Annotated in this window: 13 protein-coding genes; 9 read left to right on the top strand and 4 right to left on the bottom strand. The window is 65.3% G+C overall.

Going from position 1 to position 14,754, the window contains the following annotated elements:
• The first annotated feature begins 81 nt into the window (after positions 1-81).
• Positions 82-1,662: an ArnT family glycosyltransferase gene (locus QQS14_RS08545; RefSeq protein ID WP_285906563.1), complete on the top strand. Its 1,581-nt coding sequence runs from the start codon at positions 82-84 to the stop codon at positions 1,660-1,662.
• A 28-nt stretch (positions 1,663-1,690) separates the two neighbouring features.
• Here the strand turns inward: QQS14_RS08545 and QQS14_RS08550 are convergent, their stop codons facing one another.
• Both QQS14_RS08550 and QQS14_RS08555 read right to left on the bottom strand, forming a co-directional pair.
• The gene (locus QQS14_RS08550; RefSeq protein WP_285906564.1) at positions 1,691-2,581 is read right to left on the bottom strand and encodes an alpha/beta fold hydrolase; all 891 of its coding nucleotides are present in this window, start codon (positions 2,579-2,581) and stop codon (positions 1,691-1,693) included.
• 16 nt (positions 2,582-2,597) lie between these two features.
• Entirely contained in the window at positions 2,598-3,377 is a 780-nt protein-coding gene (locus QQS14_RS08555; RefSeq protein WP_285906565.1) for a prepilin peptidase, read from the bottom strand.
• 134 nt (positions 3,378-3,511) lie between these two features.
• On the opposite strand from QQS14_RS08555, the gene QQS14_RS08560 reads away from it, so the two are divergent.
• Genes QQS14_RS08560 through QQS14_RS08570 form a run of 3 tightly spaced genes read left to right on the top strand, consistent with a single transcriptional unit; the run spans position 3,512 to position 7,079 of the window.
• Complete coding sequence (locus QQS14_RS08560) at positions 3,512-4,801, top strand: phenylacetate--CoA ligase family protein (protein ID WP_285906566.1); 1,290 nt, start codon at positions 3,512-3,514, stop codon at positions 4,799-4,801.
• A gap of 23 nt (positions 4,802-4,824) precedes the next feature.
• Entirely contained in the window at positions 4,825-6,360 is a 1,536-nt protein-coding gene (locus tag QQS14_RS08565) for a sialidase family protein (protein WP_285906567.1), read from the top strand.
• On the top strand, positions 6,357-7,079 hold the full coding sequence (locus QQS14_RS08570) for a dienelactone hydrolase family protein (RefSeq protein WP_285906568.1): 723 nt from the start codon (positions 6,357-6,359) through the stop codon (positions 7,077-7,079). The genes QQS14_RS08565 and QQS14_RS08570 overlap by 4 nt, the downstream gene beginning before the upstream one ends.
• Here the strand turns inward: QQS14_RS08570 and QQS14_RS08575 are convergent.
• Both QQS14_RS08575 and QQS14_RS08580 read right to left on the bottom strand, forming a co-directional pair.
• On the bottom strand, positions 7,058-7,921 hold the full coding sequence (locus tag QQS14_RS08575; RefSeq protein WP_285906569.1) for a tetratricopeptide repeat protein: 864 nt from the start codon (positions 7,919-7,921) through the stop codon (positions 7,058-7,060). The genes QQS14_RS08570 and QQS14_RS08575 overlap by 22 nt on opposite strands.
• A 79-nt stretch (positions 7,922-8,000) precedes the next feature.
• A complete protein-coding gene (locus QQS14_RS08580) occupies positions 8,001-8,501 on the bottom strand; it encodes a hypothetical protein (protein WP_285906570.1) in 501 nt (166 codons plus the stop codon).
• A 100-nt stretch (positions 8,502-8,601) separates the two neighbouring features.
• On the opposite strand from QQS14_RS08580, the gene QQS14_RS08585 reads away from it, so the two are divergent.
• The 5 genes from QQS14_RS08585 (at position 8,602) to QQS14_RS08605 (ending at position 14,584) form a co-directional block, all read left to right on the top strand.
• Positions 8,602-8,901, top strand: a complete 300-nt coding sequence (locus QQS14_RS08585) for a hypothetical protein (RefSeq protein ID WP_285906571.1) — start codon at positions 8,602-8,604, stop codon at positions 8,899-8,901.
• 240 nt (positions 8,902-9,141) lie between these two features.
• Positions 9,142-9,405 carry an RNA-binding regulator gene (locus tag QQS14_RS08590; RefSeq protein ID WP_285906572.1) on the top strand — a complete coding sequence of 88 codons (264 nt, stop codon included), beginning with the start codon at positions 9,142-9,144 and terminating at the stop codon, positions 9,403-9,405.
• Positions 9,406-9,492: 87 nt separating this feature from the next.
• Entirely contained in the window at positions 9,493-9,711 is a 219-nt protein-coding gene (gene infA, locus QQS14_RS08595; RefSeq protein WP_013513878.1) for a translation initiation factor IF-1, read from the top strand.
• A gap of 143 nt (positions 9,712-9,854) precedes the next feature.
• On the top strand, positions 9,855-11,510 hold the full coding sequence (locus tag QQS14_RS08600) for a DEAD/DEAH box helicase (protein WP_285906573.1): 1,656 nt from the start codon (positions 9,855-9,857) through the stop codon (positions 11,508-11,510).
• 644 nt (positions 11,511-12,154) lie between these two features.
• Positions 12,155-14,584, top strand: a complete 2,430-nt coding sequence (locus tag QQS14_RS08605) for a methyl-accepting chemotaxis protein (protein ID WP_285906574.1) — start codon at positions 12,155-12,157, stop codon at positions 14,582-14,584.
• The last annotated feature ends 170 nt before the right edge of the window (positions 14,585-14,754 follow it).

The following is a 14,754-nucleotide window of genomic DNA, read 5'->3' on the forward strand; positions in this document are numbered from 1 at the left end:
CCCGCTCCCTTCCCCCGGCCGCCGGAGGCATGTCCACACTTGCCATGGGGGCGGAGGTATTATACCTGACTCTTCACAATCATGCAGCCCATCAATGAATCATATTCTCCGCGCCTGGACGTGATCGCCTTTGTGGTGATCGCGGTTTCGTTCGTGGTCCGGTACTGGTTTGTGGCCACGGGGCAGCTCAATCTGGTGCAGGACGAGGCCCAGTATTGGGACTGGATTCGCAGGCCGCAGCTTTCGTATTATTCCAAGGGGCCGCTCATCGCCGGGATCATCGGGCTGTGGTGCAAGGTCTTCGGCAGTGTCGAGCTTGGGGTCCGGTTTGGCGCGGTGATCGGCATGAGTGCCATTCAGGCGGCGTTGTATGTGGGTGTTTCGCGGGTCTGGCGCGAGTATCGGCTGGCGGTGTATGTGCTTTTCGTGGCTGCCACCATGCCCTTGCTCAACGGACTGGGCATCCTGATGACCACGGACAACCCGCTCATCTTGTGCTGGACCGTCGCCTTCTTCGCCCTGGCCGCAGCCACGCGCAACAGGCCGGACCGCGTGCCTTCGAACGTGCCCTTCGTGGTTCTCGGGGTGTGCGTGGCCGTGGGCATTCTGGCCAAGTACATGATGCTCGCGTTTCTAGGGCTGGCCGTGGTGTATGCGGCGATTCTTCATCTGCGCGGCCAGTTGCCGCCCCGGTTCTGGCTCCGGTTCGTGCTGGCGGGTGTGGCGGGCGCGGCGGCGGGCATGCTGCCCATTGTCCTCTGGAACATGCAGCACGACTGGGTGGGCTTCAAGCATGTGGCCAAGCTCTCAACGGGCGAGCCCAAGCCCTTTACGCTGCGGGTGCTGCCCTTCCTTGAGATGCTCGGGGCGCAGATCGGGCTGATGGGGCCGTGGTGGTTCGTCTTCGTGATGGTGGGCGGCTGGCGCGCGGTGCGCAAGGGCTTTTTCGGGCCCATCGGCTCGTTCGATCACGCATACCGGCGCGATCTGCAAGCCGCGCTCTTCTTCTGGCCGCTATGGGGGGCCATCACCCTGTGGGCGTTCAAGACCAAGACCGAGGCCAACTGGACCGCCGCCGCCTTCATGGGCGCGAGCGTGCTGGGCGGCATGGCCCTCAAGGGCTGGTGGGAGAACCCGCACCGCTCGCGCAAGGCGCGGCTGGCCCTGGCCGCCACTGCTGCTTCCGTGACCCTGCTCATCTTTGCCTCGCCCCTGATTCCGATTCCAGACGCCTGGAACATCACCAACCGGCTCAAGGGCTGGGACGACCTGGGCCTTGAAACGAGGCGGTTGATGGAAGCGGAGTTCGAGCACCCGGACCGGGCCTTTCTGTTCAGCGACAAGTACGACATCACGGCCGCCCTGGCCTTCTATGCCCCGGGCCAGCCCATCACCTTCTGCCTGTGGGGCTCTGACCGGCGCATGAACCAGTACGACATCTGGCCCGGCCCGGGCCTGGAGCGCGCCGGGTGGGACGCTGTCATGGTCCGCAAGAATTTCCAGGGCGAGGCCCCGGAGCCGGTCCACGCCCTGTTCGAGTCCGTGAGCCCGCCCATCCATTACACGTCCACCTTCCGGGGCAGCCCGGCCAGGGAATTCACCCTGTACCTGTGCCGGGGCTACCGGGGCGAATGGCCGCGCGAGCCGTCCGGCCGGTACTGATTCGAGAGGCCCCTCCGAGTCTGACGAATCAGTCCAGCAAGTCCTGTCTTGTACCCAGAAACGTCTCCACCACCTCGGCCATGGCATCGGGATTCTGGTACATCAGCCAGTGCCCGCCGCCGTCGAAGCGGACCAGCCATGCCCCGCGAATCAACGCGGCCATGGTCACGCTCTGTGCCACCGGGGTGACGTTGTCCTCCTCGCCCACAAGCAGCAGCACCGGGCCACGTAGTTCGGGCAGCCTGTCGGCCGTGCCGGGCCACTGGCGCATGCCCTGACGCTGGCGGGCCATGGCCTCTGGCGAAGACGGTAGGGCCGGGACCGGCAGTCTGCCGTACACGCCGGGGTTGCGTCGCACCCACTCAGCCGGAAACAGGCTGGCCAGCAACTGCTCATGGCTCATAGCGTCCATGCGGTCCAGGGCGTCGAGCACCGGGCCGGGCTGGCAGGCCGAGCCGTAGAGCACCAGCTTGCCCACCGCATCGGGCCGGGCCAGGGCCATCTCCTGGGCGATGATGGAGCCCATGGACCAACCCAGGACATCGGGCCGGTCGAGATTCAGGGCCTGGATGAGTCCCAGGGTGTCCCGGGCCATGCGCTCCATGGTCGCGGGTGCGTCCGAAGCCGAGGAATGGCCCATGCTCCGGTTGTCGAAGAGAATGACCCGCCGGGTCTTGGCCAGCCGGTCCACGAGGGTGGCGTCCCATATGTCCATGGTTCCGGCATAACCCATGATCATGAGCAGCGGCGGACCGGTGCCGATGGTCCGGTACGCGAGGCGCACGTCCTCCACCTGCGCGAAGTGGACAGGCAGGGCCGTGACCGGCGCCACGCGATGCTGGCCGCAGGCGGCCAGCAAAACGAGCAGGGCCAGAATCGCCAGCGCGGAGCGGAGAAGCGGGGAATGGCGGAAAATCATGAAACGGTTTCCCTGATCACAGGCCGAGCCAGCGCATGACGTACTGACCGTAGAGGACATGGAGCATGCAACCCAGGCTCAGGAACGGGCCAAAGGGGATGCGGGTGCGGAGCCCCTTGCTCCCCGGCCGCAGCAGATACACGGCGCAGGCCGCGCCCGAGGTCACGGCCGCGGCCAGGATGACCACGGGCAGCCCGCTCAGGCCGGTGATGGCCCCGATCATGAGCATGAGCTTGACATCGCCGGTGCCTATCCCCTCCTCCTTGCGCCACAGCCGGTAGACGTGCTGCATCAGCCAGAAGAATCCGGCCCCGCAGGCCGCCCCGGCCATGCTCTCGCGCCAGCCCGGCTCGGGCAGGATGAAACCCGCGGCCAGGGCCAGAACCGCGCCGCCCAGAGTGATGCGGTCCGGCAGCATCATGGTCTCGAAGTCGATGAAACTCCCGGCCACCAGCATGACCCCGAGGACGAGATACACGGCCCATTCCAGCCCGGGGCCGAAGTGGTGGGCCAGGGCCAGGGACCAGGCCAGGCACGACAGTTCCACCAGCATGTACTGGCCGCCGATGGGCGCATCGCAGTGGCGGCACCGCCCCTTGAGCACGAAAAAGCTGACCACCGGAATGGTGTCGCGCCAGGACAGCCCGTGGCCGCAGGTGGGGCAGGCCGAACGCATCGGCCTGAGCATGGGCCGCTCGTCGATCCACCGCTGGATGAATATGGTGGCCATGCCCCCCAGCTCCAGGCCCGCCACGCCTGCCACCAGGAAGAACAGCCAGCTCGGTACGCTCTCCATGATTCTCCTTTCCAGGCTTGATGATCGGCCGCTTTTGCTGCATGAATACCCACTGGGCGGCCACCCCAAGAGCTACCGGATTCTCGCGCCCCGCACAAGGGGCGCGGCCGTCGAACGCACCCAAGGAGTCAGCAATGCGCCATCGCTTCATACCGGACCTGACAGAGGACCAGATCGCGGACATCCAGCTTGAGGGGCTTGTCTGGACCGTGAACCACGCCTTTGGCGGCAGCCCCTTCTACCGCTCGCGCCTTGAGGCCATGGGCATCGCGCCCGGCGACATCGCCTCCCTGGACGACATCCGCAAGCTGCCCTTCACCACGGCCGATGACCTCAAGGACGGCTACCCCATGCCCCTGCTCTCGGTGCCCGAGACCGAGGTGGTGCGCATCCACGGCTCAAGCGGCACCACGGGCAAGCGCAAGATCCTGGCCTACACCCAAAACGACATCGACACCTGGAAAGACATGTTCGCCCGCTGCTACGAGCTGGCCGGGCTGACCAGGGAAGACAGGGTGCAGATCTGTGTGGGCTACGGATTGTGGACAGCCGGAGCCGGATTCCAGCTTGGCTGCGAGCGCTTCGGGGCCATGGCCCTGCCTGTCGGCCCCGGTCTGCTGGAAATCCAGCTCCAGATGCTGACGGATCTGAAATCCACCTGCCTGTGTTCCACCGCGTCCATGGCCCTGCTCATGGGCGAGGAGGTGCAGAAGCAGGGGCTGGCCGACCGCCTCGCCCTGAAGCGGGCCATCTTCGGCGCCGAAACCCACACGCCCAAGATGCGCCGCCAGTTCGAGGAGTCCCTCGGGCTTGAGCACAGCTTCGACATCATCGGCATGACCGAACTCTACGGCCCGGGCACGGGCCTTGAGTGCGAGGCCCACGAGGGCATCCACTACTGGGCCGACCTCTTCATCCTCGAAATTCTGGACCCCGAGACCCTCGCCCCCGTGGCCCCGGGCGAGGTGGGCGAGATGGTCGTCACCTCGCTGCGCAAGGAGGGATCGCCCCTCATCCGCTACCGCACCCGCGACCTGACCCGGCTCATCCCCGGTCCCTGCCCCTGCGGGGTGTCCATGCCGCGCATCGACCGGATCATGGGCCGCAGCGACGACATGTTCATCTTCCGGGGCGTGAACATCTACCCCGGCCAGATCGGCTCGGTGCTCGAAGGATTTCCCGAGCTCTCGGCCGAGTACCAGATTTCCCTGACCCGCCGCGATGGCCTGGACCACATGGCCGTGCGCGTGGAGCGCACCTCGGACGCCAGCGATGGCAACGACGAGGGGCTGGCCCGGGCCGTGGCCACCGGCATCCGCAAGCACATCCTGGTGCGCAGCGAGGTGGCCATCCTAGGCCCTGGCGAACTGCCGCGCAGCTTTGCCAAGACCAAACGGGTCCAGGACGAACGCGGCGAGGATTAGCCCGGCTCTGCCGCCTGTAAATCATGCCCAGCCTGACCAACGCCACGGACCGCCACACGGTCATCGACCGCCGCGAAGGCCACTACCTCTGCTTTCCAGACGTGGTCCGCACCGGCGGCCAGCGCCTGCTCGTCGTTTACAACGAATACGACCAGCATGTGGGCACACGCCGCGCCCTGCTCATCAGGGAGAGCCTGGACGGAGGCCGCAGCTTCGGCGAGGCCATGCGCATGGACGTACCCCGGAGCCACTGCCCGCGAATTGCCTCGCTGCGCGATGGCCGACTGATGATGACCGACGACTCCGGGCCGCGCCTCTACACCAGCCACGACGCGGGCCGTACCTGGGACACGATCACGCCTCGCAAACTGCAGCACGGCCTGCTGGACAGGCCCATCGAGCTTGAGGATGGCGCGCTGCTGACCACGGGCCACCTGCACCGGGGCAGCGTCGCCCATCCGGCCATCCGGCAGGCCAACACCGAGCAGATGGTCTACCGCTCCGAGGACTCGGGCCGCACCTGGACCGCCCTCTCGGTCATCACCCGCCAGCGCAACCTCGTGCTCTGCGAGGCGTCCATGCTTCTGCTGCCCGATGGCCGCCTGCTGGCCCTCATGCGCGAGAACAGCTTTGTCTACGAGCCCATGTACCTGTGCGTCAGCCTTGATCTGGGCCGCACATGGTCAGACCCGGTCCCCACCCCGCTCATCGGCCACCGCGCCACCCTGGGCCTGACCGAGGGCGGCAGGCTGCTCGTCACCTACCGCAACGTCGGCCCTGACAGCGGCACCTGCGCCTGGCTCGGCTCCGAGTCTGAACTGGCCGGGGATTTCAGGGTCCACGGCCGCCACCCGGACCCGGCCAATCCGATCCTCTCGCCCGATGGCCTGCGCGTGCTCGGCCAGGCCGGGCCGGACAGCGTGGTCCGCTACGCCCTGCGGCCCATGACCGATCCCCGCTCGGCCACGGCCACCCTCACGGCCGAGGTGCGCGTGGACCAGGCCGGGCCAAACGGCTGCGGCCTGCGCCTGGGCGTCTGGTTCCGGCTCTTTCCCGACCGCATCGAACCGGACGGCGAATCCCCTGCGGTGGCCATCGAGCCGGGACGCTTCCACACCATCCGTCTGGACTACGCCCAAGGGCGCGTCGCCCTCTCGGTCAACGGCCAGCGCCGGGCCGAGCTGCGCGTGGACGAGGACCACGCCGACACGCGGGCCATCCTCTTTGGTGCACCCTATCCCTTTGAGGACAACGCGGTGGACTGCACCTGGAAACGAGTGACGCTGCACATCGACGAACCGGCCATGCAGCGCGCCCACGCCTGGGAGTGGGACGCCCGGGACGGCCTGCCCGATCAGTGGGCCCGGGACCATGTGCTGGAACTGATGAACGACCGATACGCCGCATCGCCGGACTTCGGCTACTCGGGCTGGGTGTCCCTTGGCAACGGCGACTACTTCTGCGCCTTTCACCACGGCGGCGGCCACGAGCCGGGCTACCAGCCCATGCACTCGGCCCATGTGCTGGGCACACGCTTTTGCGCGGACGATTTCAGGTGATCACGCGCACCCCCCTGCCATATGCCCACGGCCCGGTCCGGCTCATGGGCAGGCTGGTCCATGACCAGACCCTGGCCCGGGTCGCCCCACTGCCCGGCGTGCTGCTCGTCCACGAATTCACCGGGCCGGGAGAGTACATGCTCCCCCACGCCGAGTTGCTGGCCCGTCACGGCTACGCGGTCCTGCTGGCCGACATGTATGGAGAGGATGTGCGCCCGGGATCGCGGGCAGAGGCCTCGGCCACGGCGAGGATATACCGGACGGATCGGCAACTCATGCGCCACCGCGCCCGGGCCGGGCTCGATGCCCTGGCCGGGCTCGCCTTGGTGGACCCGGCGCGGCTTTATGCGGCCGGATTCTCCTTTGGCGGCTGCGCGGCCCTTGAGCTGGCCCGCTCCGGTGCGCCGCTGCTGGCCGCGGCCAGCTTCTACGGCTATCTGAACACGCCGCTGCCCTGCGCGGCCGGGGATGTGAAGGGAAGGATACTGGTGCTCCACGGCGTCCACGACGCGGTGGTGCCCATGGCCGAGATACCGGTCTTCGAGGATGAGATGCGCCGGGCCGGGGTGGACTTTCGCGTGGTCACCTACCCGGACGCTGGACACGGCTTCGCCAACGCGGGCCAGCCTGCCGACCCGTCCACCGGGTCATGGTATTGCCGAAAAACCTGCGACGCCGCCTGGAACGCCGCCCTGGCCTACTTCAGCGTCAGCACGTAGCTCCGGGAATCGTCATCCCGCCCCGAGGCGCGCTCGCGGTTGCGCTCCATGGCAGCCCGCTCCCCCTCGGCCCTGGCCCCGTCGCGCTCGCGGCGTTCCCGCTCATCGGCCTCTGCCTGCTCCGCGTCAAGGGAACGCAGGAAACACCGCGCCTCGGTCATCCCCGCATTGAGCTCCATGCACCGGGCGAGATGCTTGCGGCACTCCTCGCACCGCCCCCTGCCGTGCAGGGCGCGGGCCATGTTGAAATGCAGGTTCTCGTCGTCCTCGTTGACCTCAAGGGCCTTGGCATAGAAGCGGATGGCGTCGTCGAACCGCCCCTGCTTGCGCAGGTTGATGCCGAACTCGTTGAAGCGGTGGCGTTGCTCCTCACGAAAGACCTCGTCGATGTTGAGCAGCTTGTCGAGGACTGTCCGCAGCTTGGTGAACTCCTGCTGCTCGGCATAGACCTCGGACAAGGCCATGTTGGCGTCCACCGAATCCTCCTGCATGAGCACGGCGTTGCAGAACTCCTGTTCCGCCCGGTTTATCTGGCCGAGATTGAAATAGCGCCGCCCCATCCGAACCTTCTTCTGCAATGCCTCCAGGCAGGGCAGGGTGTTGTCCTGATAGTAGGATAGCTCGGGGGTGTAGTACTTGAGGAACTCGTCGCGGTCGATGAGCCGGGTGACGCCGGATGGGACATGGTTGGCGTTGAGCGGCCTGACCTCGTACAGGTCCTCGCTGCGCTTGCGCACGAACCAGTAGGTACCATGCCGGTAGCGCGAGCCGCGCTGGCCGATCTTGTACTCGTATTTGGTACTGTGGGAGTAGACCCCCATGATCTCGTAATCGCCGCTCACACGCCCCCCGGACAGAAAGATGCAAGGGGAGACCATAGACGGTCCCGACCCGGCGGGCAAGATGAACCGTGTACGGAACTCATGGGGCTGGGGAGGCAGACCCGGGCCGGTAGACCAGTTCGTAGGTCCGCAGGGGGCTGCCCGTGGTCACGTCGTAGCGGCTGTCGCAGGTCAGGGAGTGGAGCATCTCCCGGGCGATGAACAGGCCCATGGCGTCGAAGCTGGTCCGCCTGATGGGCGGGCTGGCGTCAAGCTGGAGGCATTCGTCCCACTCCCCGGCCGGTCCGCAGTGCTGGATGAGCACCCGCAGGTCGTCGCTGGCCCGGAACAGGCTCACGGCGATTTCGCCGCCGCCCCCGCACGACCGGATGGAGCCCACGCAATAGGAGAACACGCCCTCCACGCACACCTGAAGCCGACGCGAATCAAGGGAATCGTAGCCCTCGACCGCCATCCAGGCCCCAAGCCCCGCGTTGACGATGCCAATGTCGCGACGCCTGGGCAGGACCGCCCATCTGACAACTGCCTGCACATCCACCTCCGGGAGCCGGGCCGGATTCGCGCCGCCCCGTATGCTCATGTCGCGGAAACTACAGCATAATCGACTCGCTGGCAAACATCGGTCCAGGCTTGGCGCGCCCACTGCTTTCTGGCATGATGGGGAAAAAGCGAGGTGGGGAATGGAACGGGCGGATATCGAGAGGATTTTCGAGGCATACCACGACAAATACAAGAAAACCGAGGGCGACAGGTCGTCATGGTCCGCAGTCTGGACCGACATGACCCCGGCCGGGGTGCTCGAACTCAACCTGACCAAATGTCCCCGGGGCACCATCTTCAAGGTGTTTGTGGACAAGCGCAAGGTGGCCGAGGTGACAGGCTGGGACGCCTATTTCGAGACCATGGACGCCCTGGCCGTGAAGCACCCGGGCCTCTACGATCCCGACAGGCTTTTCGAGGAAATGACCTCGGTCATCTGAAGAAACATGGGGCTCCCAGGCAGTTTTCCCTTGACTGGACTATCTTCAAAGCGTAAGGCCACTTACTACGGTAGTCGGCGTCGTCCATGGGGACACGTCGGGTCATCGTCGGCCAGCGCTGACGATGGGTGAACAAGCTTGAGGTATTTTGGACGCTTGCGCGATTCGTATGGCCTCGATCCGGTTCACCGGGCGACCGCCAATGGATCACTTTTCTTACATTTCTGGAGACCTGTACGAATGGCCAAGAACATCTATGTGGGCAACCTGCCCTGGAGCTGTACGGAAGAAGAACTGCGCGCAGCCTTTGAAGCCTACGGTGAAGTGCACTCCGTCAAACTTGTCAATGATCGCGAGACCGGCCGGCCCCGCGGCTTCGGCTTCGTGGAAATGGAAGACCAGGGCGCGCTGGAAGCCATCAAGAACCTGGATGGCAGCGACTTCGGTGGCCGCAACATCAAGGTCAACGAATCTCGTCCCCGTCCCGAGCGTCCCCGCTGGTAGTCACCGATCATACGCCGACAAACGGCAACCCGAGCCCGCCCCCACTGGGCGGGCTTTTCCCGTCCCCTTAAGGAGGATACAGCATATATGGCCAAAGAAGAAGGAATCACCGTCCAGGGCACCGTCGAAGAGGCGCTGCCCAACGCCATGTTCCGCGTCGAACTCGAGAACGGCCACTCCGTCCTCGCCCACATCTCCGGCAAGATGCGCAAGTTCCGCATCCGCGTCATGCCCGGCGACACTGTCACCGTCGAACTCTCCCCCTACGACCTGACCCGCGGCCGCATTACCTTCCGCCCCCGCTAATTTCCCGCTCTCGGGCCGCGCCATGCGGCCCCGGAGCACGGCGTCTCCGGTTCGCATCCCCGCCGCAGCATGTGTCTGCGGCGCGGTTTCGCGCGCCTCCACCGCCATCGACCGCCCGGGCACAGCCCGGAAACAAGGACATCATGAACGAATTCAAGGAACTGGGCCTCTCCGAGGAAACCCTCGCGGCCCTGGAATCCAAGGGCTTCACCAGCCCAACCCCGATCCAGGTACGAACCATCCCCCTGCTGCTTGGCGGCACGGTGGACATTGTCGGACAGGCCCAGACCGGCACGGGCAAGACCGCTGCCTTTGCCCTGCCCATCATCGAGACTGCCAAGGCCAATGCGGGGCACGTCCAGGCACTCATCCTGGCCCCCACCCGCGAGCTGGCCATCCAGGTAGCCGAGGAGATCAACTCCCTGAAGGGGAGCAAGCGGCTGCGCGTCCTGCCGGTTTACGGCGGCCAGGCCATCCACATGCAGCTCAAGGCCTTGAGGGGCGGGGTTGACGTAGTGGTCGGCACGCCCGGCCGGATCATGGACCACCTCTCCCGGGGCACCCTGCGCCTGGACCGGCTCGACTTCGTGGTTCTCGACGAGGCCGACGAGATGTGCAACATGGGCTTTGTGGACGACGTGCGCGAGATCCTCAAGGCCACCGGCCCGGACCGCCGCACCCTGCTCTTCTCGGCCACCATGCCCACCGAGGTCATGCGCATCGCCAAGGAATTCATGGGCGACTACGAGCTGGTCACGGTCAAGGCCGAGAAGAACGACACCCCCCTCACCCGGCAGGTCTTCCACGAGGTGGCCGATTCGGACCGCTTCGAGGCCCTGTGCCGGGTGGTGGACGCCGAGCCGGACTTCTACGGCCTGGTCTTCACCCGCACCCGGGCCGATGCCGACGAGGTGGCCGGACGGCTGACCGAGCGCGGCTACCCGGCCGAGCCCATCCACGGCGACCTCTCCCAGGCCCGGCGCGAGGAGATCCTCGGCCGCTTCCGCAAGCGGCTGGTGACCATCCTGGTGGCCACCGATGTGGCCGCGCGCGGCATCGACGTGCCCGACCTGAGCCACGTGGTCAACTTCGCCCTGCCCCAGGACCCGCAGACCTTTGTCCACCGCACCGGCCGCACCGGCCGGGCCGGCAGGGAGGGCGTGGCCATTTCCCTGATCGCCCCCGGCGAATTCCGCCGCCTCATGTACATCACCAAAAGCTCTGGCATCGACATCGCCAAGGCCAAGCTGCCGTGCATCCGCGACGTCATCCATACCAAGAAGAGCCGGATGATCGACGGACTCGACGCCATCATGGCCGATGAGACCCACCATCCCTATCTGCCCATGGCGCGCGGTCTGCTCGACGGACGCGAGGCCGAGGACGTGGTGGCCGCCCTGCTCAAGCACGCCTTTGGCGACGAGCTGATGGAATCGAGCTACCGCGAGATCGACACCATCACCCCGGCCACCCGGGGCCGCGCCGACCTGGTCTGCTCCCTTGGCCGGGTGGACGGCATGAACCCCAGGGATTTCGTGGAGTTCATCGCCAAGACGGCGGACATCAAACCCTGGTCCATCCAGCATGTGCGCGTGCAGGGCGAGCGGACCACCTTCACCGTGCCCGGCGCCGAGGCCCGGACCATCATCGAGCGGGTTCTCAGCCGCGATGGACGCCCTCTGGTCAGCCTGGGCGAGCCATCGAAAATGCCGCCCTACCGCCGCGAATTCTCCAATAAGGGCGCACCCGGCGCGGGCAAGCGCCCCTTCAAGAAGCCCTTCAAGCCCAGAAAGGGCTGATCCTCCCGGCACAAACACCAAGGCCCGTGCCCGAGACATCTCGGGCACGGGCCTTCTCGCGTTTCGCCACCCCCGGGCTTGGGAAATCCCGAACAAGCCGTAGCCCTGTTTGCCCTCCAAGTGCGAGGCAATCCGCGCGACTCTCTACACCACAGAACAATGATGGACCACGTCCATGACCACGCCACTACAAAGCAATACTACCAATATGGATAAAATTTTGTATCATGCCTTGTTGAAAACACCGAACAGGCTTAATAGATGGCGCATATATCATTGCATATCAAGCTGTTAAAAATATTAAAATTTGATTTCAAACAATACAAAACCGGAAATAAGTGCAGAAACGACTTTTCAGATAAAAAAATCATGCAACAATTCAAATCACCAGATTCGTCACTGTTACATAAATGAATACACTGCTCGCAAAGCGTAATTGTAACATTTTGCACAAGGGTGCCAATGTTGCACCAAAGGTTGTCATTGAAGTCGCAATTCTGTAACGATCGCCAGATGGCATGTCCTGTCGCTGTCCGAGCCGCCTCAGCTCCGGCCGAATCTCCGGCCATCCCCTGATCGGTGGCCCGGTCGGTCCCTGTTGGGTCGTCATAGACACCGCTTCGCTGAAACAAGGATTCCACATCATGAAGATGAGCATTCGTCTGAAAGTCCTGCTGCCCGTGCTGGCCACCGTGCTGGTTCTTGGCGGCGCAAGCCTGTATCTGCTGCGCACGGACCTGGGGTTGCTCCGCGACAATTTCGTCAGGAGCATGGTTCACGAGAAAGAGGCCGAGCTGAACCACTCCATCGCCTCCACCTCCAGCCGGGCCAAGCAGATGGCCTCGCTGTTTTCCACCACGCCGGAGGTGATCCGCGCCTTTCAGATGGCCCACGAGGGCGACATCAACGACGAAAACGACCCGTCCGCCCAGGAGGCGCGCATCTTTCTGCGCGCGGCCATGGCCCCTGTCAACATCGGCCACGCGGCGGCCATGGAGGGCGAGCTGCTCCAGCTCCACTTCCACCTGCCCAACGCCCGCAGCCTGCTGCGCGCCTGGCGCAAGCAGCAGACCCAGCGCGACGGCGTGTGGGTGGACGTCTCCGACGACCTGAAGTCGTTTCGCCAAACCGTGCTCGACGTCAACCGCACGGGCCAGCCCGTGGAGGGCATCGAGCTTGGCCGGGGCGGCTTCGCCATCCGGGGGCTGACCCCGGTGCGCGACGAATCGGGCAGGCCCCTGGGCTCGGTGGAGGTGCTTCTCGACTTTGATCCCATCCTGAGCAGCGCGGCCGAGGGCGAGGGCAGGCAGCTCCTGCTCTACATGAACGCCGACCGCCTCACCATCGCCCGCGGCCTCAACGATCCGGTCAAATACCCGGTGACGGACGGCCGCTTCGTCCTGGTCTCCAACTCCGGTGATCCCCAGGTGGCGAACATGGTGCCCCTTGATCTCCTGGACCAGGGCACGCGCGAACTTGGCATGCGCATCATGGATTCCATGGCCATGGCCGCCTTCCCGGTGCGCGACTACAAGGGCAGCCAGATCGGCCTCATCGTCTACGCCATGGACACCTCGGACACCGCAGCCATCATAAACTCGGCGGGCATGACCATCGGCTCCCTGCTCCTGGCCATCCTCATCCTGCCCGCCCTGGTCACCTGGCTGTTCATCAGCCGCAGCGTCATCCGGCCGGTGCAGGCCATCATCGGCAAGATCCGCGACATCGCCGAGGACCGGGCCGACCTCGACGAGCGGCTGGACGACTCGGCCAATGACGAGATGGGCAACCTCGCGAGCTGGTTCAACGTGCTCATGGGCAAGCTCGGCGACATCCTGACCGAGGTCAGGACCTACATGTACATCGTCAACGCCGTGCCCGACCCCATCTTCACCGTGGACGACGACATGCGGATCATCGTGGGCAACGAGGCCACGGCACGGTTCGGCAACAGGAAGCTCGAAAGCCTCAAGGGCACCCACTGCCGCGACATATTCAACACCTCCATCTGCGGTACCGAGAAATGTCCCATCCACAAGTGCCGGGAGCGCGACGGCCACTACGAGGGCGATGTCATAAACATCATCAAGGATGGCAAGGAAATATCAATCAAGCCCACCTCGGACGTGCTGCGCGATCCCTCGGGCCGGGTCATCGGACGCATGGAAGTGGCGCGCAACGTCACCGAACTGGTGGAAAAGGAGCGCGGCATCCAGGCCAACCTGGAGCGCATCAGCGAGGTCAACGACCGGATCATGAACGTGGCCGGGGCCATCGCCGAGACCTCCTCTACCCTGCGTGACCAGGTCACCGAGGCCTCGGACGGTGCCGAGCTGCAGAAATCACGGGCCATGGAAACGGCCACGGCCATGGAAGAAATGAACGCTACAGTCATAGAGGTGGCCTCCAACGCGGCCAACGCCGCCAGTCAGGCGGACGAGACGCGCAGCCGGGCCGACAAGGGCGCGGCCGTGGTCGAGCGGGCCGTGGAAGCCATGGGCGAGGTCCGATCCCACTCGCACAAACTGCGAAACAACATGGACAGCCTGGGCACCAAGGCCGACGGCATCGGCAAGGTGCTCGGCGTGATCACCGACATCGCCGACCAGACCAATCTGCTGGCGCTCAACGCGGCCATCGAAGCGGCCCGGGCGGGCGACGCAGGACGCGGCTTCGCCGTAGTGGCCGACGAAGTGCGCAAGCTGGCCGAAAAGACCATGACCGCCACCAAGGAAGTGGACGAGGCCATCCGGGCCATCCAGCAGGGCACCAGGGAAAACGTTGCGGCCGTGGGCGAGTCCGAAGCGGCCGTGGAGCGGGCCACGCAACTGGTCAACGAATCCGGCGCGGCCCTTGAGGCCATCCGCGCCCTGGTGGACAGCAGCGCCGATCAGGTGCGGGCCATCGCCACGGCCGCCGAGGAGCAGTCAGCCACCAGCGACGAGATCAGCAACTCCGTGGGCGAGGTCAGCCGCGTGGCCGAGGACACGGCCGAAGGCATGGAGCGCGCCCGGGACGAGGTCCGGCGCATGGCGGAACTGGCCGAGGAGCTGCGCACCATATCATCCCAATAATCACACCTCCTCCATGCCCCCCGAAACGCCGGGCGCGACCGTACGCGCCCGGCGTTTCACTGTTTCCAGCAAGGAAGACACCCGGAGCCATTGAAAAAGATACCGAAAATCATGCGCCGCATATGGCATAGCGCGACAGAATCGGCTATCCTTGATTTTACAAGTGAAAC

The organism is Pseudodesulfovibrio pelocollis (assembly GCF_030282845.1).
Classification (GTDB): Bacteria; Desulfobacterota; Desulfovibrionia; order Desulfovibrionales; family Desulfovibrionaceae; genus Pseudodesulfovibrio; species Pseudodesulfovibrio pelocollis.